Origin of the sequence: Lichenihabitans sp. Uapishka_5, assembly GCF_033947565.1 — a bacterium.
Lineage (GTDB): Bacteria > Pseudomonadota > Alphaproteobacteria > Rhizobiales > Beijerinckiaceae > Lichenihabitans.
This window is the reverse complement of sequence record NZ_JARPVX010000002.1, coordinates 51,841-74,150: the sequence shown is the minus strand read 5'-3', so window position 1 is coordinate 74,150 and position 22,310 is coordinate 51,841. Positions and strand designations below refer to the sequence as shown.

Annotated in this window: 20 protein-coding genes; 8 read left to right on the top strand and 12 right to left on the bottom strand. The window is 67.0% G+C overall.

The features are described 5' to 3' along the window. Window positions 1-3 precede the first annotated feature (3 nt). From P7D22_RS01360 to P7D22_RS01350, 3 genes are all read right to left on the bottom strand, one after another. Window positions 4-1,362 (bottom strand): MFS transporter, encoded by a 1,359-nt coding sequence (locus P7D22_RS01360; RefSeq protein WP_319932397.1) that lies wholly within the window; start codon window positions 1,360-1,362, stop codon window positions 4-6. A 257-nt stretch (window positions 1,363-1,619) separates the two neighbouring features. After that, complete coding sequence (locus P7D22_RS01355) at window positions 1,620-2,921, bottom strand: CmpA/NrtA family ABC transporter substrate-binding protein (protein ID WP_319932396.1); 1,302 nt, start codon at window positions 2,919-2,921, stop codon at window positions 1,620-1,622. A 5-nt stretch (window positions 2,922-2,926) separates the two neighbouring features. Then, window positions 2,927-3,514, bottom strand: a complete 588-nt coding sequence (locus P7D22_RS01350; protein ID WP_319932395.1) for an ANTAR domain-containing response regulator — start codon at window positions 3,512-3,514, stop codon at window positions 2,927-2,929. A 644-nt stretch (window positions 3,515-4,158) separates the two neighbouring features. On the opposite strand from P7D22_RS01350, the gene P7D22_RS01345 reads away from it, so the two are divergent. From P7D22_RS01345 to P7D22_RS01335, 3 genes are read left to right on the top strand one after another with little or no spacing between them, the layout of a single operon-like run. Next, the gene (locus tag P7D22_RS01345) at window positions 4,159-5,928 is read left to right on the top strand and encodes a NirA family protein (RefSeq protein ID WP_319932394.1); all 1,770 of its coding nucleotides are present in this window, start codon (window positions 4,159-4,161) and stop codon (window positions 5,926-5,928) included. After that, a complete protein-coding gene (locus tag P7D22_RS01340) occupies window positions 5,925-7,550 on the top strand; it encodes a sulfite reductase subunit alpha (RefSeq protein WP_319932393.1) in 1,626 nt (541 codons plus the stop codon). Before P7D22_RS01345 ends, P7D22_RS01340 begins: the two co-directional genes overlap by 4 nt. Beyond that, the gene (locus tag P7D22_RS01335) at window positions 7,550-7,888 is read left to right on the top strand and encodes a hypothetical protein (RefSeq protein WP_319932392.1); all 339 of its coding nucleotides are present in this window, start codon (window positions 7,550-7,552) and stop codon (window positions 7,886-7,888) included. Before P7D22_RS01340 ends, P7D22_RS01335 begins: the two co-directional genes overlap by 1 nt. A 9-nt stretch (window positions 7,889-7,897) precedes the next feature. On the opposite strand, the gene P7D22_RS01330 is transcribed toward P7D22_RS01335, so the two are convergent. Both P7D22_RS01330 and xseA read right to left on the bottom strand, forming a co-directional pair. Then, window positions 7,898-8,119, bottom strand: a complete 222-nt coding sequence (locus tag P7D22_RS01330; protein ID WP_319932391.1) for a DUF2093 domain-containing protein — start codon at window positions 8,117-8,119, stop codon at window positions 7,898-7,900. A gap of 77 nt (window positions 8,120-8,196) precedes the next feature. Further along, the gene (gene xseA / locus P7D22_RS01325) at window positions 8,197-9,846 is read right to left on the bottom strand and encodes an exodeoxyribonuclease VII large subunit (RefSeq protein WP_442915999.1); all 1,650 of its coding nucleotides are present in this window, start codon (window positions 9,844-9,846) and stop codon (window positions 8,197-8,199) included. A 59-nt stretch (window positions 9,847-9,905) separates the two neighbouring features. Between xseA and purD the strand changes: the two genes are divergently transcribed. Next, entirely contained in the window at window positions 9,906-11,201 is a 1,296-nt protein-coding gene (gene purD, locus P7D22_RS01320) for a phosphoribosylamine--glycine ligase (RefSeq protein WP_319932390.1), read from the top strand. Window positions 11,202-11,229: 28 nt separating this feature from the next. Here the strand turns inward: purD and P7D22_RS01315 are convergent, their stop codons facing one another. Continuing rightward, window positions 11,230-11,976, bottom strand: coding sequence for an N-acetylmuramoyl-L-alanine amidase (locus tag P7D22_RS01315; RefSeq protein ID WP_319932389.1), 747 nt, complete (start codon window positions 11,974-11,976; stop codon window positions 11,230-11,232). Window positions 11,977-11,992: 16 nt separating this feature from the next. Further along, complete coding sequence (locus P7D22_RS01310) at window positions 11,993-12,346, bottom strand: glycine zipper domain-containing protein (protein ID WP_319932388.1); 354 nt, start codon at window positions 12,344-12,346, stop codon at window positions 11,993-11,995. Window positions 12,347-12,661: 315 nt separating this feature from the next. Here P7D22_RS01310 and P7D22_RS01305 point away from each other — a divergent pair, with 315 nt between their 5' ends. Further along, window positions 12,662-13,363: a lytic transglycosylase domain-containing protein gene (locus P7D22_RS01305; protein ID WP_319932387.1), complete on the top strand. Its 702-nt coding sequence runs from the start codon at window positions 12,662-12,664 to the stop codon at window positions 13,361-13,363. A 90-nt stretch (window positions 13,364-13,453) separates the two neighbouring features. Here the strand turns inward: P7D22_RS01305 and fdhD are convergent, their stop codons facing one another. The 3 genes from fdhD to P7D22_RS01290 form a co-directional block, all read right to left on the bottom strand. Then, complete coding sequence (gene fdhD, locus P7D22_RS01300) at window positions 13,454-14,209, bottom strand: formate dehydrogenase accessory sulfurtransferase FdhD (protein WP_319932386.1); 756 nt, start codon at window positions 14,207-14,209, stop codon at window positions 13,454-13,456. Window positions 14,210-14,408: 199 nt separating this feature from the next. Then, complete coding sequence (locus P7D22_RS01295; RefSeq protein WP_319932385.1) at window positions 14,409-15,374, bottom strand: transglutaminase family protein; 966 nt, start codon at window positions 15,372-15,374, stop codon at window positions 14,409-14,411. Between the two features lie 210 nt (window positions 15,375-15,584). Then, window positions 15,585-16,451 (bottom strand): transglutaminase-like domain-containing protein, encoded by an 867-nt coding sequence (locus P7D22_RS01290; protein ID WP_319932517.1) that lies wholly within the window; start codon window positions 16,449-16,451, stop codon window positions 15,585-15,587. A 277-nt stretch (window positions 16,452-16,728) separates the two neighbouring features. Here P7D22_RS01290 and P7D22_RS01285 point away from each other — a divergent pair, with 277 nt between their 5' ends. Continuing rightward, entirely contained in the window at window positions 16,729-17,307 is a 579-nt protein-coding gene (locus P7D22_RS01285; RefSeq protein WP_442916002.1) for a biotin transporter BioY, read from the top strand. 18 nt (window positions 17,308-17,325) lie between these two features. On the opposite strand, the gene P7D22_RS01280 is transcribed toward P7D22_RS01285, so the two are convergent. Together P7D22_RS01280 and P7D22_RS01275 are read right to left on the bottom strand one after the other, a co-directional pair. Next, window positions 17,326-18,786: a DHA2 family efflux MFS transporter permease subunit gene (locus P7D22_RS01280; protein WP_319932383.1), complete on the bottom strand. Its 1,461-nt coding sequence runs from the start codon at window positions 18,784-18,786 to the stop codon at window positions 17,326-17,328. Between the two features lie 128 nt (window positions 18,787-18,914). Beyond that, window positions 18,915-20,087, bottom strand: a complete 1,173-nt coding sequence (locus P7D22_RS01275; RefSeq protein ID WP_319932382.1) for an acetyl-CoA C-acetyltransferase — start codon at window positions 20,085-20,087, stop codon at window positions 18,915-18,917. Window positions 20,088-20,359: 272 nt separating this feature from the next. On the opposite strand from P7D22_RS01275, the gene phaR reads away from it, so the two are divergent. Continuing rightward, the gene (phaR, locus tag P7D22_RS01270) at window positions 20,360-20,989 is read left to right on the top strand and encodes a polyhydroxyalkanoate synthesis repressor PhaR (RefSeq protein ID WP_319932381.1); all 630 of its coding nucleotides are present in this window, start codon (window positions 20,360-20,362) and stop codon (window positions 20,987-20,989) included. A 96-nt stretch (window positions 20,990-21,085) separates the two neighbouring features. After that, complete coding sequence (locus tag P7D22_RS01265; protein WP_319932380.1) at window positions 21,086-22,306, top strand: MFS transporter; 1,221 nt, start codon at window positions 21,086-21,088, stop codon at window positions 22,304-22,306. Window positions 22,307-22,310 lie beyond the last annotated feature (4 nt).

Genomic DNA, 22,310 nt, shown 5'->3' with positions numbered 1-22,310 from the left:
TCGTCAAGCCGCTTCCGGCACCGGCAGGCCCATGCCGCGACCCTGGTTGCGGCGCTTCAACGCTTCGTCGTAGAGGGCGCGTTCAGCGTCCTGATGGGCCACCGAGAAGCGCACCAAGGCAGCCACCAGGGCCGTGACCACGACGCAGCAGCCGATGACGAACAGTGTCTGCGGCAGGTTGCCGAGCCCTTTCACCAGGAACCCGGCCGCGACGCCACCAACGTTGCCACCTGCTCCGACGATGCCGGTCACGCCCCCGAGCGCCTTGCGGTCGACGAAGGGCACGATCGCGTAAATGGCGCCGCAGGACATGTGGGTGAAGAGCCCGAAGGCCAGCATGGCCAGGATGGCGGGCGACACCGCAGACATCTTTGAAAACACCAGCAGGCCGATACCCTCGCCGAGCAGCAGGACTACGAGCAGCCCCGTGCGACCCCGAAGGCCGAAGCCGCGCGCCACCCGGTCGGACGCGAGGCCGCCCAGTGCCCGGGCGAACAGCGCCAGCAGGCCGAAGGACCCCGCCGCGAACCCAGCGCTGGCAAGGGTCAGGCCGAAGCGGTCGACATAATAAGAGGCCGCCACGTTATGGATGAACAGCTCGATGCCGAAGCTCGCCGCATAGCAAAGCGCCAGCACCCAAACCCGGTAGTTCGCGGCGGCGCGGCGGAACACGGCCCAACCCCCCTCCTTGCCGGTCTCGATGGCGATGCCGCGCCTGCGAAGGTCGACGATGTCGCCTTCCGGCGTATCCTGGGTCAGGGTCCAATACATGACCGAGACGATCAGCATCATGACGCCGGGCACGATCATGGCATAGCGCCAGCCGAGCCCCTGCCCGACCCCGAGGCTGACGATGGCGGCCAGCAACAGCGGCATGATCGTCTGCGTGACGCCGCCGCCCGAATTGCCCCATCCCCCGACGGTGGCGTTGGCGGTGCCGACCACGTTCGGGGCGAACATCACGGAGGTGTGGAACTGGGTGATGACGAAGCTCGCCCCGATGGCTCCGATGGCGAGCCGGAATGCCAGGAACCCTTCATAGGAATTGGCGAACGCGATACCGATCACCGGGATCGCGCCGAGGGCGAGCAGCGCCGTATAGCTGCGGCGCGGGCCGAAGCGGTCGCACAAGGGGCCGACCACCAGGCGCACCAGGATGGTGATGCCCACGGCCGCGATGTTGATGTTGGCGATCTGGTCCGGCGTCAGGTGGAACTCGCCCTTGATCACTGGCATCAGCGGCGCCACCGCGAACCAGGCGAAGAAGCAGACGAAAAACGCGAGCCAGCTCATGTGGAACGCCCGCATCTGGGGCGTCGAAAAGCTCAGAAGATTGATGCTGGTTGCCTTTTGGGAAGACATGACCACCCCGCTGCAGGATTGAGGAACGGCCGGCATGTCGAACCCACACGCCAGCGCTGATTGCGGCCCGGCGACATTGCCTGACATCGAACCCGAGGCGGGCCCGTGAGGCCCAGGGCCTCGAAAACCGAAGATGCAACACGAGAGACCGGCGCTGGCCCCTGCAACCCCGCCAGAATGGCGAAGCTCTGCTTGGGTTTAAGGATAGAAGTAACGTGGCGGCCTACAAGAATAAAATATAGGCGCGCGGTGCTGCCCTATTCAGCAGAATTGCGCGGCACTGCAGGGAAAGCGCCAATGTAGTGTTCAAGCTGATCGGGATCGAACATCTGCCCATCGAAGAAGCCGTCCGGGCCGAGCAGCATGGTGCCGAAGCGCGACGCCACAGGCGTGGTGTGCCGCAATGCACCCTCGACCTTGGCGCTGGCGCGGGGAAGATCGGTCGACGTTTCCCGCAAGGCTGCACGATAAAGATCCGGCCGGTAAACCCCACGCACCGCCTCGGCATGCGCAGAGCTATGCGTGACCTGCCCCCACCGCACCATCTGGGCATAGAACCATTGCGCATGGCTCACCCAAGGAAAGGTGGCGGCATGCCGACTGAAAACGAGGAAGTCGGCGACCGCCTCGGGTGCTTGGCCGACGCGTCGTTGCATCTGGCCCGTCAGGGCCCGGTGTAGCACCGCCTGGGGAACGTCCAGGATCGCGGGGTTCGCCAGCAGGTCTGCGAGGTCGTCCTGGTTGGTGGGGTCGCCGGCCCAGGCCGCGGCCGCCACCAGGGCGCGGATCAGCGCCATCACGGGCTCGGGGTGGCGCTCCACGAAGGCGGTCCGCAACCCCAGTACCTTTTCCGGCCCTTGCCGCCAAAGCGCCGATTTGGTGATCGCCATGACGCCGAGGCCCGCCGCGACGGCGATCGAATTCCAGGGTTCGCCCGCGCAAAACCCCTCAATGCGCCGCTCGCGCATGGCTTCCACCATGCGCGATGGCGGCAGCACCGTCAGGCGCACGTCGCGATCGGGATCGATGCCGCAAGCGGCCAGCCAGTACCGCATCTCGTAATTATGCCCAGAGAAGGGATGCACCACGGCCAGCCAGGGAGGCTCCTGGCCAGTGCTGCGCCGCTCCGCCAGCACGGTCGCCAGCGCCCGGCCGACTGCGGCTGGGTCGAAGCGGGCGAACTCCGGCGACTGGCCCTGCGCCGTGGCCGCCATCGCGGCGAACAAGTCCGTCGCCAGCGTGATGGCGTTGCCGCCAAGGCCAAGCGACAAGGGTGCCACGGTCGGATCGGCCGGTCGGCCGATGCCCAGCGTCGCGGCGATCGGCATCGGCGCCAGCATCTGCGCGGCATCGAGGTGGCCAAGCGCCACGAGGTCACGGATGTTAGCCCAGGACGTTTCGCGCCTGAGCCGCAATCGCAAGCCCTCGCGCGCCGCAAAACCCTTCTCGACCGCCACCACCAGGGGCGCGCAATCGACCAGTGGAATGAAGCCAAGCGTCAGCACGCCGTCGGCGGCCCGCATCGGGTCCGGCCCGGTTTCGGTGTTTTCGGTCGCCATGCGGCTCATCCCAGCAGCTTCATGGCCGTGATCAAGCCTTGCGCGACCTCGATCATGCGGCGGCTTTCCTTCATGGCGGTGCTGCGCAGCAGCGCATAGGCGTCGGCTTCCGACAGGCTGCGGTTGGCCATCAGGATGCCCTTGGCCTTGTCGATCACCTTGCGCTCCTCGAGCGCCTGCTTGGTGCGGTCGAGTTCCTCGCGCAGGCGGTTCATCGCGTTGAACCGGCTGATCGCCAGATCGAGCACCGATTTGACCCGCTCGCGCCGCAGGCCATTGACCACATAGGCCGAGACGCCGGCATCCACGGCCGCCTCCATGCTGGCCCGATCGGACTGGTCGACGAACATGGCAACCGGCCGCCGCACGCTGCGGGACACCTGAAACATCTGGTCGAGCACGTCCCGATTGGGGTTGCCGAGATCGATCACGATGACCTCCGGATCGATCTCCGTGATGCGGCGCAACAGTTGACGCATGTCGGTCAGCACTGTGACGCGCGCATGGCCGGCGTCCCGCAGACCGTCCTCGATCATGGCGGCCCGCATGGCATCGTCGTCGATCACCAGGATGCGGATGTCGCCTTCGGTCATGGCCGCATCCTCGGGCAGCCGTCGCGATGTTGCAACGCGCAATTGGCGGATGGCTGCAAGGACGCTGCGCTGCGCCGATGGCTGCACAGGATTGCGCCATCTGCCTCCAATCTATTCTTTCGAACTGTTCAAAACTTCAACTTGAGACGCTGTTCTTCGCCATGGTATTTTCAAGCACTGGCGCGGCTGTTGATTTCCGCAACACGCATCCAGCAACGCTTGACCAACGTCGGTTCGGCGCCTTTCCCCGAATGGCCGGGTCTCCGTTCCGCGCGACGTTTCAAGCAGCGTGCCCTCATGCGGGCAGGCTCTGCGAGCCTGATCGTCGGCGCGCCTACCGCCGTTCCGTCCAGCGAGGTGCCCATTGTTGTTCGAAGCCCTCATCGCCCCACGGGTCGCATCGCGATGCCCCTACCGCGACGCCTTGCGTCGCCGTCCGGTCGGCGTCGGTTTGCTGGGTTGGATGCCGGAAGCGTCCGCACCTTGGTCAACGCCTGACCCGATCCTCGGGTACGGCGCGAGCCTTGCATCGCTGTATCGGGCTCGCCGCTCCTTTGGGCGTTCTGTCCGGCCGTCGACCGGCCGATTCACCCAAGGGTGCGAGCGCGCCTGCCTTCAAGCCACCGCATAGGACCGGGTTCCAGATGGGCGACAGCTTTTCTCCCGAACAACGTCGCTGGCTCGAAGGCTTCGCGTCAGGCGCAGCCGCCGTGCGGGTCATACCGCAGCCGTCGCGCGAGGCCGCCGAGCCGACAGGCCCCGAAGCCATCCACCTGAAGGCGCAGGACCGGACCACCGCGGCCGGCCAGAAGCTGGTCGATCAGGAAAAGTGGAAACGCAACGACAACCCCTTCGAAGCCTACCGGCGCCTCAAGGCCGAGGCTTTGGCCGGCGCCAAGCCGAAGCCCGAGGACAACTTCCGCTGGCGCTATCATGGCCTGTTCTATGTGGCGCCCGCGCAGGACAGCTACATGTGCCGGATGCGGGTGCCGAACGGCATCCTCAAGGCCTGGCAGTTCGCTGCCGTAGCCGACGTGGCGGCGCGCCTGGGTGGCGGCTACACCCACGTGACGACGCGCGCCAACCTGCAGATCCGCGAGATCCTGCCCGTCAACGGGCCCGCCGTGCTGGAAGACCTCACCGACATCGGCATCGTGTCGCGCGGGTCGGGCGCCGACAACATCCGTAACGTCACCGGGTCGGCGACGGCCGGCATCGACCCTCACGAACTTGTCGACACGCGGCCCCATGCGCGCGCCTGGCACCATCACATCCTCAACACCCGCGAAATGTACGGCCTGCCGCGCAAGTTCAACGTCGCCTTCGACGGCGCCGGCGCTGTGGCGACGCTCGAAGACACCAACGACATCGGCTTCCAGGCCGTGGTGGTGCCGGATGGCACGCTCGACCGTGCCGGGGCGCCGCTCGCATCCGGCGTCTGGTACCGCCTGGCGCTCGGCGGCATCACGGGTCACCAGGATTTCGCCCGCGACACCGGCGTGATCGTGCCCCTCGACGAGGCGACGCGCGTGGCAGACGCCATCGTGCGGGTGTTCATCGCGCGGGGCGACCGCACCAACCGCAACAAGGCGCGGCTGAAATACGTGCTCGACGTCATGGGCTTCGACCCCTTCCTGGCCGAGGTGGAGGCGGTGCTCGGCACCAAGCTGTCGCGCGTCGAGGCCGCTGTTCTGCCGCCCCGCCCGGCCTATGATCGTCTCGGTCATATCGGGGTCCACGCCCAACGGCAGCCCGGCCTCAACTGGGTCGGGGTGGCGCTGCCAGCCGGCAAGCTGACCTGCGCCCAGATGGACGGCCTCGCGGCCCTGTCCCAAAGCCACGGTGACGGCGACATCCGCCTGACGGTCTGGCAGAACCTGCTGATCTCCGGCGTCGCCGATGCCCACCTCGATGCCGTGAAGGTCGGCATCGTCGCCCTCGGGCTTGACTGGACCGTGACGCCGCTCCGGGCCGGCCTCATCGCCTGCACGGGCAATCAGGGCTGCAAATTCGCAGCCTCGGACACGAAGTCCCACGCGATCGCCATTGCGGACCATTGCGAGCCCCGCGTCGCGCTCGACCAACCGATCAACATCCACCTCACCGGCTGCCACAACTCCTGCGCTCAGCACTATATCGGCGACATCGGCCTGATCGGCGCCAAGGTGACGATCAACGAGGAAGGCGATCAGGTCGAGGGCTATCACCTGCATGCCGGTGGCGGTTATGGCAGCGACGCTGGTATCGCGAAGCTGCTTTATTCCGACGTGAAGGCCGAGGCGGTTCCTGGCAAGGTCGAAGGCCTGCTGCGGGCCTATATGGACCACCGCGCCCATCCCGAGGAAAGCTTCGCCAGCTTCGCGCGCCGCCACGCGCCCGAACAGCTGATCGCCCTGGCCGAGGCTGCGGCATGACGGCCCCCCTGCCCGTCGCCCGCATGGAGCTGGTGCCCGAATCGGCACCCTTCACGGAAGATCAGCGCATCTGGCTGTCGGGCTTCTTCGCCGCGGCCCTCGGGCCTATCGCGTCGCCGGAAGCCTTGTCGGGCGCGGCGCTGGTGGGCCTGGGGCTTGGCGCGGCGGCCGAGGCTCCGGCCGGGCCGGCGCTCGCCAGCAACGACGAAGCGCCTTGGCACGACCCCGCCATGGCAGCACCGGAGCGCATGAAGCTCGCCGACGGCAAGCCGCTCGCGCCGCGCCTGATGGCCGCCATGGCGCAGCAGGATTGCGGGCAATGCGGCTATAATTGCGCCGACTATGCCAATGCGATTTTTCTTAAGACGGAGGCCCGCCTCAACCTTTGCGCGCCGGGCGGCAAGGAAACGGCGCGGCTGGTGAAGGGGCTCGCCTCCGAGGTCGAGGCCGGCGGCACCGTGCAGGCCGAAGTCGTGCTGCCGGCCGCCGAGGCTGGCACCAAGCCGTCCGTGGTCGGCGTTTCGCGCGAAGCCCCCGGCCTGGCGACCTTCCTCAGCCGCCGCAAGCTCAATGGCGGCGGCTCCGAAAAGGAAACCATGCACGTCGAGTTTCAACTCGGCGATGGGCTCGCTTACGAGGCCGGCGACAGTTTTGGCATCTTTCCGCGCAATCACCTCGGCCATGTCGACCAGGTCATCGCGCTTCTGGGTGCCTCTCCGCTCACCGAAGTACGGGGCCGCACGTTGCGCGCGGTGCTGACCGACGAAGTGTCGCTCGACCCGGCCCCCGATGCCCTGTTCGAGCTGTTTTCCTTCATCCTGGGCGGCAAGGACCGGGAAGCGGCCCGTGCCCTGGCGCGCGGCGAGGACCCGCATGGCGATGCGGCCACGACGGACGTGCTGGCGGCCCTGCAGAAATTTCCGAAGGCCCGGCCGCATGCCGAAGCCTTCGTCGATGCCTTGGAGCCGTTGCAGCCGCGGCTTTATTCCATTTCGTCGTCGCCAAAAACCGAAGCCGGCCGCTTGACCCTGACGGTCGATGCGGTGCGCTACGTCATCGGCAAGCGCCGACGGCTCGGCGTGGCCTCGACCTATCTGGGCGAGCGGGCCGAGCCGGGCGATGCGCTGCGGGCCTATGTCCAGAAGGCGCATAATTTCGCTTTGCCGGCCGACGGCAAGCTCCCGGTCATCATGGTCGGGCCCGGCACCGGCATCGCGCCGTTCCGCTCCTTCCTGCACGAACGTCAGGCGACGGCGGCACCGGGACCGAACTGGCTGTTTTTCGGGCATCAGCGGCAAGCGACCGATTTCTTCTACAAGGCCGAGCTGCAGGCCATGCAGGCCGCCGGGCACCTCACCCGGCTGTCGCTCGCCTGGTCGCGCGACGGCGATCAGAAGTTCTATGTGCAGGACCGCATGCGCGAGGTCGGCGCCGCCTTGTGGCAATGGTTGCAACAGGGCGCCCACTTCTACATCTGTGGCGATGCCAAGCGCATGGCCAAGGATGTCGAAGCCGCCATGGTGGACATCGCGGCCCAGCATGGCGGCTTGTCGCGCGAGGATGCGGTCGATCACATCGCCGGCCTGAAGAAGGCCGGCCGTTACCAGGCGGATGTTTATTGATGGGTGACGCAGCCCCGATGCACCCGCTGCGCGGGCTGCTGGTGCCATTGGTCAAGCTGGCGCTGGACGGCGGATCGCCCGCGGCCTCGGGCTGGCGGCAGGACGCCGCCCGGGCTCACGATGCCATGGCTGGATGGACGCCAGGCGCGGACGACCTTGCCCGGGATTGGCCGGCTGCCGTGGCGCTCGCCGAGCGCGACCCGGCCGTGCGCACCGACGAGACCGTCAATCCCACCTTGCCGCGCATCAGCCCGGTGACGCTTGCGGCCTTGTCGGCACAGCACCCCGATTGGGACATTATCGTTGCGGCAATCCGGGACAATGCGTCCTTCGGATGAGCCTCGTGCTCAGGTCGAGGCCGTCTCCGCCATGCGCTGCATCTTGGCCTCGACGCTGGCATAGGGTTCCTGCCGCTCGATGTTCCAGTAGCGCAGCTGGTCGAGGGCGATCGGCTGGCCCGTGACGCCGCACCGCACGAAGGTGCCTGGCCGCACCACGCGGAAGTCGCCGTCGCCATATTCGAGCTTGGCTTCGTTGCCGCCGATCGCTTGGCGTTCATGTCGGTTCATGGCCGGTGCCTCGCGGTCGGCAGGGTGTCTGGCCCGCACATGCCATTTTTGCGGGTCCCCGGCAAATCATGCGTCCGTCACGGCTCGAACAGCGTGGGTTGCACGGCCGCGGTCGGCGCCTTGCGACCACGCGAAGGTCGCGCGGGTGCGATGGCCTGATCGCCGCCGGGTGCCGGCTGCACCGTGACGCTGCCATCCGCGAATTCGATGATTGCGAGCCGAAGGTCCTGCAGTGCGGCGGCCGAGCGGACGGCCTGCCCGCCATCGTCCCGCACCAGGGCATAGCCACGGGCCAGCACGCTTTTATAGCCGAGGCTGCGCAACAACGGCGTCGCGGCGGCCAAGCGCCGCCCGCGCTGGCTCACCATGCCGTCGCGCGCCCGCCGCAACCGGTCGCCCAGGCCGGCGACGCGGGTGCGCTCCGCGGCCTGCCGGCTGGCGATCACACGCAACCGCGCTTGAAACGCGGTGCCGAGCCGAGCCTCGATGGCCGAGAAGGCTGCACGGTGCCGCTCCATCCGGCGCAGGCCGGCGCTACGCAATCGCTCGCGCAACCCTTCGATCTTCTGGGCCGTGCGGGCCATGGTGGCGTGCGGCGACTGGCTCGCCAAGCGTGTGGTGGCGCGCGCCAGCGCCAGCCGCAGGCGGTCGTGCCGCGCCTTGAGGGTGGCGGGCATCTGGGTGGCGGCGCGATCGAGCCGCTGTCGCGGCAGGGCCGTCACCTCGGACCCGGATGGCAGGTGCCGGCTCAAGGCCCGCACTTCCGCGTTGCGCCGGTCGAGGATGTTGGCGATAGCGGATCGGTGCCGCATCCGCAGACGCTCCGTGCCCCCCATCAGGTCGAGCAACACCGGCAGTACGAGTTCGGCCGCGCCGGTCGGGGTGGGGGCGCGCAGATCGGCCGCATGGTCGATCAGCGTCCAATCTGTTTCGTGCCCGACCGCCGAAACGAGCGGAATGGCGCTTTCGGCCGCGGCCCTGACGACGGCCTCGTCGTTGAACCCCCACAGGTCTTCGAGCGAACCGCCGCCCCGCGCCACGATGATGACGTGCGGCCGCCGCACCGCACCCTCATCCAAGAGCGCATTGAAGCCACGGATCGCGGCCGCCACCTCGTCGCCGCTCGCCTCCCCCTGCACCCGCACGGGCCAGACCAGGACGTGGCGAGGAAAACGCGCCGCGACGCGGTGCAGGATATCGCGAATCACAGCGCCGGTGGGCGAGGTCACGACCCCGATGACGGACGGCAGGAACGGCAGCGCCCGCTTGCGGGCACTGTCGAACAGCCCTTCCGCCGCGAGCCGCAGCCGGCGCTCTTCCAAGATGGCCATCAAGGCGCCGACGCCGGCCGGCTCCAGGCTCTCGATGACGATCTGATACGAGGACTTGCCCGGAAAGGTGGTGACCTTGCCGGTGGCGATCACCTCCATGCCCTCCTCGGGCTTGATCTTCAGACGGGCGAAGGCGGTTCGCCACACCACGGCGTCGATGCGGGCGCCCTCGTCCTTCAGCGAGAAATAGGCGTGGCCGGAGGAATGCGGCCCCCGGTAGTTCGACACCTCGCCGCGCAGCCGCACGTGACCGAACCGCTCCTCGACGGTTCGCTTCAACGCACCCGACAGGTCGCTGACCGACAGTTCGGGGACGTTACCGCCCGCCGGCATGGAATCGGGGAGCAATGCGGGCTCTGCCGGGGTGGCGGCGCGATTGCTGGTTTTGCGCGGCATGCTAGAACCTGGCCGTTTCAAGGAGCGGGCACGGAACGCCCGCGGGGCGGGTCGTGTCAATGAATGTGCTTCTTCTGGGTGCGGGCGGGCGCGAGCATGCCCTGGCGCTCGCGCTGTCGAAAAGCCCCGACCTCACCCGGCTGATCGTCGTGCCCGGCAATCCCGGCACGGCCGCGATCGCCGAGAATGTGAGCCTGTCGCTCGACGACCATGCCGGCCTGCTGGCCCTGGCGCGGCAGCGAGCGGTCGAGCTCGTCGTAGTCGGGCCGGAGGCCCCGCTGGTGGCCGGCATCGCGGACCTGTTCCGTGACGCCGGCATCCCGGTGTTCGGGCCGAGCGCCGCTGCGGCGCAGCTCGAAGGCTCGAAAAGCTTCACCAAGGATCTGTGCCGCGCCTTCGCAATCCCGACCGCCGCCTATGAAACCTTCACGGATGCCGAGGCCGCCAAGACCTATGTGCGACAGGGTGCCTTCCCGGTCGTCATCAAGGCCGATGGTCTCGCGGCCGGCAAGGGCGTCATCATCGCGGCAGACGTCACCGAGGCCGAATCGGCGCTCGACGACATCTTCGGCGGCCTGTTCGGCGGCGCCGGGGCGCGCGTGGTGATCGAGGACTTCTTGGAGGGTGAGGAACTTTCCTTCTTCGCGCTGTGCGACGGCACGCGCGCCCTCCCGTTCGCGTCGGCGCAGGACCACAAGCGTGTCGGCGAAGGCGACATCGGCCCCAACACGGGCGGGATGGGGGCAGTGTCCCCCGCCCCTTCGATGACGCCGACGCTCGAGGGCGCGATCCTCGAGCGCATCATCCGGCCCACGCTGGCCGGCATGGCGGCGCGCGGCATGCCGTTCCAGGGTGTGTTGTTCGCCGGCCTGATGGTCGACCCCAACGGCGATCCGCAACTCATCGAATATAATGTAAGGTTCGGCGATCCCGAGGCCGAGGTGATGCTACCGCGCCTCGACCAGGACCTGCTTGCGCTGTTGCAAAGCTGCGCCGAAGGCGCCCTGCCCGAATGGCCGCTTCGCTTCCAGGACGATGTGGCGCTCGGCGTCGTCATGGCGGCGCGCGGCTACCCGGAGGCGCCCGAAACCGGCACGCCGATCGTATCGCTGCCAGCCGACAACGACACCGTCACGGTGTTTCATGCCGGCACGCGGGAGGCGGACCAGGGGCTCGTGGCGGCCGGTGGGCGCGTGCTGGTGGTGACGGCACGCGGAGCCACGGCCGAGCAGGCGCAAGCCAGGGCTTACGCGGCTGTGGATGCGGTCGACTGGCCGGGCGGCTTCTGCCGACGTGACATCGGCTGGCGCGCCATCGCGCGCGAGCGCGCCAAGGCGGCGCAGGCTGAGCAATAGCCGTTCCGCCGGTCCGTATCGGTGGTCGTTAGAGCGCCGCCTCGCTGACGTTTAGCAGCGCATCGAGACGCCACAGCGTTTCCGCATCGACGACGCCATCGATGCGACGAGGGCGGTAGCGACGCTGGAAGGCCCGCACCACGGTCTCGGTTTCGGCATCATGGACGCCGCTGAGTGTCAGGCCATAGCCGAAGGCGTGCAGGCGGCGTTGCACCTCGCCAACGGGGGTCGACACCTCGCGGTCCTGGCCGCCGTCGTCGAACGTCTCCGGCCAAAGGCCGACGCCGTGGCGGGCCAGGATCGACCAGGGGAAGCACTCCCCCGGATCCCGCTTGCGACCCGGTGCGATGTCGGAATGCGCCAGGATGCGGTCGGGCCGGATGGCATGCCGCTGCATCAAGGCGCGGCACAAGGCCGTGACGGCCGCGATCTGCGGTTCGGGGAAGGGCGGCAGCCCGAAATCGTGACCGCCATTGACGACCTCGATGCCGATCGAGGCCGAATTCATGTCGGTTTCACCGCGCCAGATCGACCGGCCGGCATGCCAGGCCCGTCGGTCGTCGGCTACGAGCTGCAGCACTGCTCCGTCCTCCAGGACGACATAATGGCACGACACCTGCGACACCGGATCGCACAGCCAAGCCACCGCCGACGGCCCATCGCGCATGCCTGTGTAATGCAGGATCACGCTGTCCGGAGCGGCATAAAGGTCCGCCCGCACCCCATGGTTTGGCGACGACCATGACCGGTCGATCGGAGGGAAGCCGAGCCGCATCGTCAAACCAGGGTGGTCAGTAGGCGTAATATTGCAGGCAGACCTGGTTGCCGTAGGGATCGTAGCCGAATCGGGCACAGGCCGGCGGCGGCGGAGCGGCGTAAACGACGCGAGGCGGCGGCGGGGCCGCATAAACAACCGGTCCCGGTCGCGGCGTCGAAGCCGACCCCAGAATGGCGCCCGTCGCGGCGCCGATGGCCCCACCCGCGAGAGCCCCCCCGGCGCGGCCGGACGCCAGGCCGCCGATCAGAGCGCCCGTGGCGCCGCCCAGCACGGCGCCATTGGCCGTGTTCTGCTGTTGCGGCGTGTAACAACCCGACAGCAGCAGCGCCGACGCCAACGCTCCCACGGTCAACACTGAAAGTCGCATCGTAGATCTCCTTTGGGCCGGCAAGCCTGGACGGTTCCCGCGCCGTAACAATTGCGCGTGATGCTGAAAGGACGATGAACATGTCAAATCGGCTGCACATCGCGCGTCCTGGCCTGCCAATTAGGCATTGCCGAGTCGAGTACGTGGAAAACTTGACAAAGCCGGATTTGGTCTCCCCTACAGCGACAATCCATTCGGGATGTGTCGCTCAAGACACAGTTCCGTTTTACATTCTGTGTTGCCGAAGTGCATGACACGTTTCAGCCATGATTCCTGGGTGGTTTGGCAGCACGAAACGGCCAGAAAGTTGGGAATTTGCTGAAAACGCCTCGTGCCGCGCTGGGTCTGGCCCTCGCTTTCTTCGCAGGGACCACCCTTCAGGCCGAAGCCGGATTCGGCGGCTGGGGACAAGCCACCTACGAGAAGCCCGCGCCGACGCCCGAGGCTGCACCGGCGCCACAAGCAAACGTCCCGACGGCCACTGCGGCCGTCAAGGCTTCGCGCGGCCGGCAAAGTCATGAACGCGCTGCCGCCGTACGCCGGCACACGACGGTGCAGACGGCCGCCAAGGAAACGCTGCCGGCCCCTACCCCTGTTGTTGTGGCCGACCCGGTCGCGGCCGCGGGTCCGGTGGAAAGCGCGGCCCCGACGATCCGTGACCTCGTCACCAAGCACGCTCGGGAAAACGGCGTGCCGGAGAAGCTCGCAGCCGCGGTGGTGAATATCGAAAGCCGCTTCAATCCGAAGGCACGCGGCGGCAGCGCCCTCGGCTTGATGCAGATCAAATATGATACCGCCCGCAGCATGGGCTATGGCGGCGGCGTCACAGCGCTGTTCGCGCCGGAAACCAATCTCCATTTCGGCATGAAGGTGCTGGCCGACGCCTACAAGGCGTCGAACGGCGACGTGTGCATGACCTTGGCCCGTTATCAGTCGGGTCACCGCGTCACCCGCGCCTCGGCCGCCAACCGGGCTTATTGCGCCCGCGCACGCTCCTATATGGCACGCGCCACCTGACGATTGGGATTCGGGCGGCAAGGTCATCCAGGCCCGACTGTTTCAAGCCTCGTTCCCCAGTTTGCCAATCAGACCCATAAGGCTCTGCCGTCAGGCCGACGGGATGATCCGGTCAGCCCCATGAAACGCCGTGACCGAGTCGCGGCGTGCGATGCCCAGGAGAGTGAGATCGAGCGCCTGGGCGCGTTCGAGCGCCAGGGCCGTCGGCGCTGAAATGCTGACCAGGGTCCGGCAGCCGAAGATCGCGGCTTTTTCTACCATCTCGAACGAAGCGCGGCTGGTGATCAGCAGAAAGCCGTCGTCGGCCGCGACGCCGGCCCGCAGCAGCGCGCCAATCAGCTTGTCGAGCGCGTTGTGACGGCCGACATCTTCGCGCACCAGTGCGACGCTGCCGTCGAATCGGCACCAGGCGGCACCGTGAACGGCGCGCGTCTCTGCGCTTAAAGGCTGCAGACGCTCGAGGTTCGCCAAAGCGGTGTTGATCGCTGTGAGCGGCACGAAGGGGGCCGGCCCCTGTGCTGCTTCCTGGGCGCGTCGCAAGGCTGACAGATCCTCGATCCCGCACAGGCCACAACTGGTGCGGCCCGACATTGCTCGCTTGCGGGCCAGATGCGCGTGCAGGCGGGCCCCGGCCAGATCGATCCGCAGCACCAGCCCGCCGTCGCTAACCCGAACCGAGACACCACGCAGATCAGCGATGGTCTTGATGATTCCCTCAGTCAGGCTGAACCCGAACGCGAAATCGTCGAGATCGTCCGGCGTCAGCATCATTACGCCGAAGGGGACATCGCCAAAGACGACCTGAACCGGACGCTCCGTCGCGAGCCGGCGCTCCCCGGACGTCACATCGCCCGCGAAGCCAAAGGTGCGGATGGCGCTCGGCAGGCTGGTCGGCTGGGTGGCCGTGGCCGCTTTGTCGTCATCGTCCGAAAGATCGGGGCGTGCAGTGTGGGCCGTCATGCGCCGTCAACCGCTTGAACGGCCCGCCAGGTCCGTGGGCCGACGACCATGAGGGAACACCCGGTCATTCTGCCACGGCTTGCGGTCAGGCCACCGTCAGCGCCGACCGCATGGGGGCATCGACGGCCTCGCTGATCACCGGTTCCAACTCCGAGGCGCCGTCGAGCGCCATGGCAGTTCGCATTTCGCGGACGTCAACCGCGACTGTCATGCCGAGATTGTCCTCGCCGGCCCCATAGAACGTGCCCGACAGCGGCAGGGCCTGGCGCGGATCGCGAGCCACCGCGACCCGGATGAGGTCGCGGTTGCCGACGATGCCGTTGGTCGGATCGAACTCCACCCAGCCGGCGCCCGGCAGATAAACCTGACACCAGGCATGGGTGTTGCCGCCGCCCACATGCGTGTCGATCGCATCGTTCGGCACATGCAGGTAACCCGACACGAAGCGGGCCGCGAGGCCGAGCGATCGCACCGCCTCCATCATCAGCACTGCAAAGTCGCGACAGGTGCCCTTGGTTGAGTTCAGCGTCGTCAGCGGGTCCTGGGTGCCGCGCTCATGCCGGTGCGTGTAGGTGAAGCTTTCCTTGATCGCGTAAGTCATGGTCATCAACAGCTGGCCGGTGTCGGTGGCCCGGCCGGAGCGCAGGAAGCGCCTCACCCAGCTGTCGATCTTGTGTTCCGGGTCGAGATATTGGCGCTCGATCAGGCGGGACAGATCGGGCATCTCCTCCGCCCCGTAGGTGAACGGATAGGCGCGCGCATAGTCCTCGATCGAATAATCGGGCACGTTCGACGGCGTATGGTCGAGCACGATGGTGGTGTCGAAGCGAAGCTGCTTGGCCTCCCCGGCAAAGCTGGCGATCGCCACGCAATTGCCGAAGACGTCGTGCAGCCAGCGAATGCGGCGCGGCTCCGGCGTGATGACGAGGTCCGACGAGATCAGCCGTTGATCGTAGCTGTCGCGCGGGCGGAACATGATGCGGTGCTCGCCGAAACGCACGGGCCGCTTGTAGTCATACGTCGTGACATGCCGAACCGACAGAACGGTCATGATGCCCTTTTCATGTGAGCGTCGCGCGATGGGGACGAGGCGCAAGCATGCTTCCACCCACGCCCCGCAGGCCAGGCGGCGCTTCAGCCTGGCTCGACGCCCTATCATGCCACGGCTGGGGCCGGCACGCATCCTCGGCATGGGACGTGCCCGCGCTATCGGAAAACAAATCCTTGCGGCGTGTCGTTCGGGGCGCGCCGCTTCGCCGGTTCAAGCCTCGAGGGCGGTGGCCGGAAAACGCGTGCTGTAGCTCCGCGTGTGGCTCGTTGCCTCGGGGAGCTCCTCCGTGATGACGTTGAATTTCAACAGACCCGCATAACCAAAGGCCGTCGAGATGGCGACATCCACCGCGTCCCGCCCATAAGCCATGACGATGCGGCCGATCCGCCGCTTGTTGTGGCGGGCATCGAAGGTCCACCAGCGGCCGCCGAGATAGACCTCGAACCAGGCCGAGAAGTCCATCGGATCGGGGACGATCGGAACACCGATGTCGCCAAGATAACCGGTCGCATAGCGGGCCGGGATGTTCATGCAGCGGCACAGGGTGACGGCCAGATGGGCGAAATCCCGGCATACCCCCACCTGCTCGAAGTGCCCCTCGCTGGCGGTGCGGGTGGCGCGGGCCTGCTGGTAGTCGAAGCGGATGCGGTCGTGCGCGTAATCGACGATCGCCTGCACCCGGTCCCACCCCAGGCGCGTGTTGCCGAATAGCGACCAGGCGAGACCACTCAGATGTTCCGTGTCGCAATAGCGGCTCGGCATCAGGAACACCATGACGTCGTCCGGCAAATCCTCGACGTTGTGCTGCACGGCATTGCGGTCGGCTTCATCCAGCAATCCGCTGTCCTCAACGGTAAAATCGGCCCGGATGCTGACTTCGCCGGCCGGGGCCAGGATGCGCTTAACGCGGTTGCCGAAGCCGTCGCGATAACCACGCATCGGCACGAACGGCTCGCAAGTGATGTTCTGCGGCGAAACGAGGTGCGGCTCGCGTTCAGGCCGGACGCTGAGCAGAAAGCTCATCGCCGTCGGAGCGTTGCATAGATAGGAGATGTCGAAGCCGCACCGGATACGCATGGGTTCGCCGCCGTTCTCAACCGGCGCCAGCATGTTGGACGATGCTGCGCCTGCACTGTCGAAGCCGCAGTATAGTGGGTCGGTTCCGCGGTTGACGCCGTTTCTCCAAGCAAGCATGCGCAAATGTTGTGCGCAGGCCATGACGGTTGCTGCGGCCGCTTGATGCGACCAGCGATAAATCGGCGATTGCCACCGGCAGGAGGTCAGCGGCATAAGCGGCAGACCCAAACGGCCTCCGCTGCCGCATCCGTCCAAGACGAGGATCACAATCATGAGCGTGTCAGCACTCCCCCCCGACAGCGCGATCTACGTGCCTTTCCGGCTTGGCCGCCGCCCGGCCGCCTTCAAGGCCCTGGCGGTGCTGGCCGCCACCGGCGTGCTGGCCGCCTGTTCGTGGATCTCGGTGCCGATGCTGCCGGTGCCTGTGACGATGCAGACCCTGGGCGTCACCGTGGTGGCGGCCTTGTTCGGCTGGCGCCTCGGTACGGCGGCCATCCTGGCCTGGCTGGCCGAAGCAGCCATCGGCCTGCCGGTGCTTTCGGCCGGCCATTCCGGCATCGCCTATTTGATGGGGACCACCGGCGGCTACCTGCTGGCCTTCGTGCTGACCGGTCTGCTGGTCGGCGCCGCGGCAGAAAAGGGTTGGACCGTCCGCAGCCTAGCATCGGCCTTCGTTGTGATGGCGGCCGCCAACCTGTTCATCCTGGGGATCGGGGCCGCATGGCTCGCCATGTTCGTCGGTGCCAGCAAGGCGGTCGCCCTCGGCGTCACGCCGTTTCTGATCGGCGGCATCCTCAAGGCTGCCTTGGCGGCTTGCGGCATCGAGGCTGCCCGTCGGCATCTGCCGCTTCGCTGAGCGGCAGCCCCGGCCGCGTCAGGCGGCCGGGCTCGACCGGGGCGAAATCATGCGGTGACCGCTGATTTCCGTTCCGGCATCCGGCGAGAACCGGACATTCCAGAAGGTCGCCAGCAGCGATATCGCCGAGACGGCCAGGAAGGCGGTCGAGAAATCCGCAAGCTGCACCGTCGCATGCTGGCGCAGGGTCATCGAGCCCTGCAGCGCCACTGCGGCGATGCAGATGCCCACCGACAGCATCAGCTGCTGGAAGGTGGTGTAGAAGCTCGTCGCCCCGCTCATGCGCTCATGCGGGATCTCGTCGTAGGCGACCGTGTTGTAGGCGGTGAACTGAAACGACATGAAGAACCCGCACAACACCAGCACGGCAAAGATGACGCCGTAAGGTATGCCGGGCCGGAAGGCGGCGCAAAGCGCGTAGCCGGCGCTCGACACGACGCCATTGACGATCAGACTGCGGCGAAAGCCGAACCGGCGCAGCAGCTTGGGCGCAAAAGCCTTCATCGACACCGAGCCGACCGCGGTGGCCAGCACCAGCGTGCCGCTTTGCGCCGCCGTCAGGCCGAAGCCGAGCTGAAACATCAGCGGCAGCAGGAACGGCTGCGCGCCCTGGGTGATGCGGGTCAGCGAACCGCCCCACACCGACAGGCCGAAACTCGGGATGCGCATCAGCGACAGATCGAGGATGGGCGATACGACCCGCCGGGCATGCCTCACATACAGGCCGGCGAAGATCGCACCGACGCCGAGCAGCGCCAGGGCGACATCACGCTCACCGGCGTGGCTGGCGAGCTCGAAGCCGAAGAACAGGCATCCGAGGCCGATCCCCGACAGGAAAAGGCCGAGAACGTCGAAGCGACCCTCGTCCGTGCGGGGCGTTTCGGCGATGAACAACGACACCAGCACGAAGCCCAGGCAGCCGATCGGCACGTTGATGTAGAAGATCCAGCGCCAGTCGAGATAGGTGACGATGAAGCCCCCCACCGGCGGGCCGATGATCGGGCCGATCATCGCCGGCACCAGCAGCCACGACATGGCCGACACCATGTTGCGCCGCTCGACGCTGCGCAACAGCACCAGGCGGCCGACCGGCATCATCATCGCACCGCCCAGGCCCTGAAAGACGCGCGCCGCCACCAGGGCCGGCAGGCTGTTGGCTTGTCCACAAAGGATCGACCCGAGCGTGAACACCACGATGGCCGAGCGGAACACCAGCTTGGCGCCGAACCGGTCGGCCACCCGGCCGCTCGCCGGAATGAACACCGCCAGGCTCAACAGATAGGACGTCAGCGCCACGCTCATGTTGGGAGCTGTGACGCCGAAATCCCGCGCCATCGTGGGCAGGGCCGTGGTCAACACGGTCGCGTCGAGCTGTTCCATGAACATGGCGCTGGCGACGATCAGGGCGATGGTGCGGAAGTTCTGGGTCGGGGCTGCAGGCACGGCGGGATGGGTCGGATGGGACAAGGCCTGCGGCATGGGCGCGGACCACTCCTGACACGGGGTTGGGGCTGGCGCGGCCACGGCCGCTCCAGCCTCGTATAATCCACATGCACATTATGTGCTGAACAATTTACATCCGTCTGGCATGCGCAGGGCGGGACCCCTCACCGCTCCACCGTCAACGCGATCCCCATGCCGCCGCCGATGCACAGCGTGGCCAGCCCCTTGTGGGCATTGCGGCGCCCCATCTCATGGAGCAGCGTGACCAGCACCCGCGCCCCGGAGGCGCCGATCGGATGGCCGATCGCGATCGCGCCGCCGTTGACGTTCACGATCGCCGGATCCCAGCCCATACCCTTGTTGACCGCCAGGGCCTGCGCCGCGAAGGCCTCGTTGGCCTCGATCAGCTCGAGATCCTTGACCGACCAGCCGGCCTTTTCGAGCGCCTTGCGGGACGCCGGAATGGGCCCTGACCCCATGACGGCCGGATCAACGCCAGCGGTCGCCCAGGAGGCGATGCGGGCCAGCGGCGTGAGCCCGCGCTTGCGCGCCGCTTCCGCGCTCATCAGCACCAGGGCGGCGGCGCCGTCGTTGATGCCCGAAGCGTTGGCGGCCGTGACGGTGCCGTCCTTCGAGAAGGCAGGTTTCAGCTTCGACACCATCTCAAGCGTGGTGCCATGGCGGATGTATTCGTCCGTGTCGATGACCGTGTCGCCCTTGCGCCCCTTCACGGTGACGGGTGCGATCTCGTCGGCGAAGCGTCCGGCCGCCTGGGCGGCCTCGGCCTTGTTCTGCGACGAGACCGCGAAGCGGTCCTGATCTTCGCGGGTGATCTGCCAACGGGTCGCGATGTTCTCGGCCGTGGCGCCCATGTGGTAGCCCTGGAAGGCATCCATCAGGCCGTCGCGCAGCATGGTATCGACGAGCTTCAGGTCGCCCATCTTGGTGCCGCCCCGCATGTGAGCGGCATGCGGCGACAGGCTCATCGATTCCTGGCCGCCCGCCACGATGATTTCCGCGTCGCCGTTGGCGATCTGTTGCAGGCCGAGCGACACGGCCCGAAGGCCCGAACCACACACCTGGTTCAAGCTCCAGGCGGTCTTCTCCTGGGGGATGCCGGCCGCCATGGCGGCCTGGCGAGCCGGGTTTTGACCCTGCCCCGCCGTGAGGACATGGCCAAGGATCACCTCGTCGACCTCGCCCGCTTCGACCTTGGCCCTATCAAGAGCGGAGCGGATCGCGGTGGCGCCGAGTTCGTGCGCCGGAACGGCAGCAAAGACGCCGTTGAACGATCCGACGGGCGTGCGAGCCGCGGATACGATGACGATCTCGGACATCCTTCCCTCCATATTGCATGGCCCGACCGTCGCAACCGCCGCGGGCTTGGGATTAAGATCGGGCAGAGCCCTGAGTGCTGCAAGCGTGTGCCGCGAGATTTCGCCAGGCCAGCAGCCTGGACCCGCAGCAGGGCGCCCCGCTGCCCACGGACGCCGCATTTGCACCGTTTTCGGACGGCTGCCCGAAAAATGTGTTCCCCGGCCCAGGCAAACCGCCTATGCGTTTAACAGCCGTGGCATGGTTCTGCTGCAGTGCGTTTCGCAGGTCGGTCATGAGCGTCGGCGACACCCAGCCCATCACAATTAAGAAATATGCCAACCGGCGGCTCTATAATACCGGCACCAGTACCTATGTGACGCTCGAAGACTTGGCCGTCATGGTCAAGCAGGGCGAAGACTTCGTGGTGTTCGACGCCAAGACCGGCGAAGAGATCACCCGCTCGGTGCTGGCCCAGATCATTTTCGAACAAGAAGGCAAGACCGGCCAAAGCTTGTTGCCGATCACGTTTCTGCGGCAGCTCATCCGGTTTTATGGCAACAGCATGCAGATGCTGGTGCCGAGCTACCTGGAGTTCACCATCGATCGGCTGACGAGCGAGCAGCACAAGCTGCGCGATCAGATGGAAACGGCGCTCGGCACCAAGTTCATGCCGGGCCAGGCCGTGCGGAGCCAGATGTTCGAACAGCTCGAAGAGCAAACCCGCAAGAACATGACGATGTTCTCGAAGGCGCTCGGCATGTTCAATCCGTTTGCGGCGGGGGCCCCCCAGGCCACGACGCCCGCGTTCGTGCCCGATGAAGCCGCTTTGGCGGACGTGCCGGAAGCGGACGACATCGAAACGGTCCGACGCGACATGGCGCACCTCCAGAAGCGGCTCGACCGTCTGGCCAATCGCGATTGACGGCACCGACGTGAGTTCTGTGACGGTTGAAGATGGGCGTGCCTGTGAGCTTGGCGTTGTCGCCCCGCCCGGGCTTGCGGTGACGAGCCTCGACCCATGACGGCGACGAGTGCCTCGGCCCACCCGTTCAGCCATCCGGCCTTCCGGCTGTTCTGGATCGCCCGCACGTTGTCGTCGCTCGCCTTCCAGATGGCGGCCGTGGCACTCGGCTGGCTGATCTATGACCGCACCCACAGCGCCGCCAGCCTCGGCTTCGTCGGTCTGGCGCAGTTCGCGCCGCAGATCGTTCTCACCTTTTTGGTCGGCCATGTGGCGGACCGCTACGATAGGCGAACGATCGTCACCATCTGCCAGGCCGTCCAGGCCTGCGCCGTTCTGGTGCTGACGCTCGGCATCCTGGGTGGCTGGCTGCACATCGCCGGCATCTATGGGGTGATCGCGGTGTTCGGCGGCGCCAGAGCCTTCGAGCAGCCGACCGCCTCGGCGCTGCTGCCCGGCACCGTGCCGGCCGTGATCCTGCCGCGGGCCGTGGCTGTCTCCTCCACCGCCATGCAAACGGCGTCGATCATCGGACCGGCCCTCGGCGGCCTGCTTTACGGCCTTGGTCCGGTGGTGCCTTTCGCCTGCGCGGCGATCGGCTTCGCGGCCGCGAGCGCCTCGATCAGCGCCATGCGGCTCGAACGCGTGCCGCCCCGCAAGGAAACCGCGACCTTGGCGTCGGTGTTCTCCGGGCTGCATTTCATCCGCGAGCGACCGATCGTGCTTGGCACTATTTCGCTCGACCTTGTGGCGGTGCTGCTCGGCGGGGCCACGGCGTTGCTGCCCATCTATGCACGCGACATCCTGCATACGGGCCCCTGGGGGCTTGGCCTGCTGCGCCTCGCCCCCGCGCTCGGCGCCCTGGCGATGGGCATCGCCATGTCGGTGGTGCCGCTCCAGCGCCACGTCGGCATGAAGATGTTCTCGGCCGTCCTGGTGTTCGGCCTTGCGACGCTGGTGTTCGCCTTTTCGACCAACGTGGCCTTGTCGGTGGCAGCCTTGGTGGTGCTTGGCGCCGCCGACAACATCAGCGTGGTGATCCGCAACTCGCTCGTGCAGTTGCTGACGCCCCAGGAGATGCTCGGGCGGGTCAGCGCCGTGAACTCGTTGTTCATCGGCACCTCGAACCAGCTCGGGGAATTCGAATCGGGTATGACGGCCGCGTTGTTGGGCGCGGTGCCGGCGGCCGCCATCGGCGGGCTCGGGACCATCGCGGTGGTCTTGCTCTGGATGCGGTTGTTTCCGGCGTTGCGGCGCGCCGACAGGTTTGCGGAGTGACACC

Excerpts from the sequence above, each read along its gene's own strand:
- P7D22_RS01360 (WP_319932397.1), bottom strand. The coding sequence starts at position 1,362 with ATGTCTTCCCAAAAGGCAACCAGCATCAATCTTCTGAGCTTTTCGACG.
- P7D22_RS01355 (WP_319932396.1), bottom strand. The coding sequence starts at position 2,921 with ATGGCGACCGAAAACACCGAAACCGGGCCGGACCCGATGCGGGCCGCC.
- P7D22_RS01350 (WP_319932395.1), bottom strand. The coding sequence starts at position 3,514 with ATGACCGAAGGCGACATCCGCATCCTGGTGATCGACGACGATGCCATG.
- P7D22_RS01345 (WP_319932394.1), top strand. The coding sequence starts at position 4,159 with ATGGGCGACAGCTTTTCTCCCGAACAACGTCGCTGGCTCGAAGGCTTC.
- P7D22_RS01340 (WP_319932393.1), top strand. The coding sequence starts at position 5,925 with ATGACGGCCCCCCTGCCCGTCGCCCGCATGGAGCTGGTGCCCGAATCG.
- P7D22_RS01335 (WP_319932392.1), top strand. The coding sequence starts at position 7,550 with ATGGGTGACGCAGCCCCGATGCACCCGCTGCGCGGGCTGCTGGTGCCA.
- P7D22_RS01330 (WP_319932391.1), bottom strand. The coding sequence starts at position 8,119 with ATGAACCGACATGAACGCCAAGCGATCGGCGGCAACGAAGCCAAGCTC.
- xseA (WP_442915999.1), bottom strand. The coding sequence starts at position 9,846 with ATGCCGCGCAAAACCAGCAATCGCGCCGCCACCCCGGCAGAGCCCGCA.
- purD (WP_319932390.1), top strand. The coding sequence starts at position 9,906 with ATGAATGTGCTTCTTCTGGGTGCGGGCGGGCGCGAGCATGCCCTGGCG.
- P7D22_RS01315 (WP_319932389.1), bottom strand. The coding sequence starts at position 11,976 with ATGCGGCTCGGCTTCCCTCCGATCGACCGGTCATGGTCGTCGCCAAAC.
- P7D22_RS01310 (WP_319932388.1), bottom strand. The coding sequence starts at position 12,346 with ATGCGACTTTCAGTGTTGACCGTGGGAGCGTTGGCGTCGGCGCTGCTG.
- P7D22_RS01295 (WP_319932385.1), bottom strand. The coding sequence starts at position 15,374 with ATGACCGTTCTGTCGGTTCGGCATGTCACGACGTATGACTACAAGCGG.
- P7D22_RS01290 (WP_319932517.1), bottom strand. The coding sequence starts at position 16,451 with ATGCGTATCCGGTGCGGCTTCGACATCTCCTATCTATGCAACGCTCCG.
- P7D22_RS01280 (WP_319932383.1), bottom strand. The coding sequence starts at position 18,786 with ATGCCGCAGGCCTTGTCCCATCCGACCCATCCCGCCGTGCCTGCAGCC.
- P7D22_RS01275 (WP_319932382.1), bottom strand. The coding sequence starts at position 20,087 with ATGTCCGAGATCGTCATCGTATCCGCGGCTCGCACGCCCGTCGGATCG.
- phaR (WP_319932381.1), top strand. The coding sequence starts at position 20,360 with ATGAGCGTCGGCGACACCCAGCCCATCACAATTAAGAAATATGCCAAC.
- P7D22_RS01265 (WP_319932380.1), top strand. The coding sequence starts at position 21,086 with ATGACGGCGACGAGTGCCTCGGCCCACCCGTTCAGCCATCCGGCCTTC.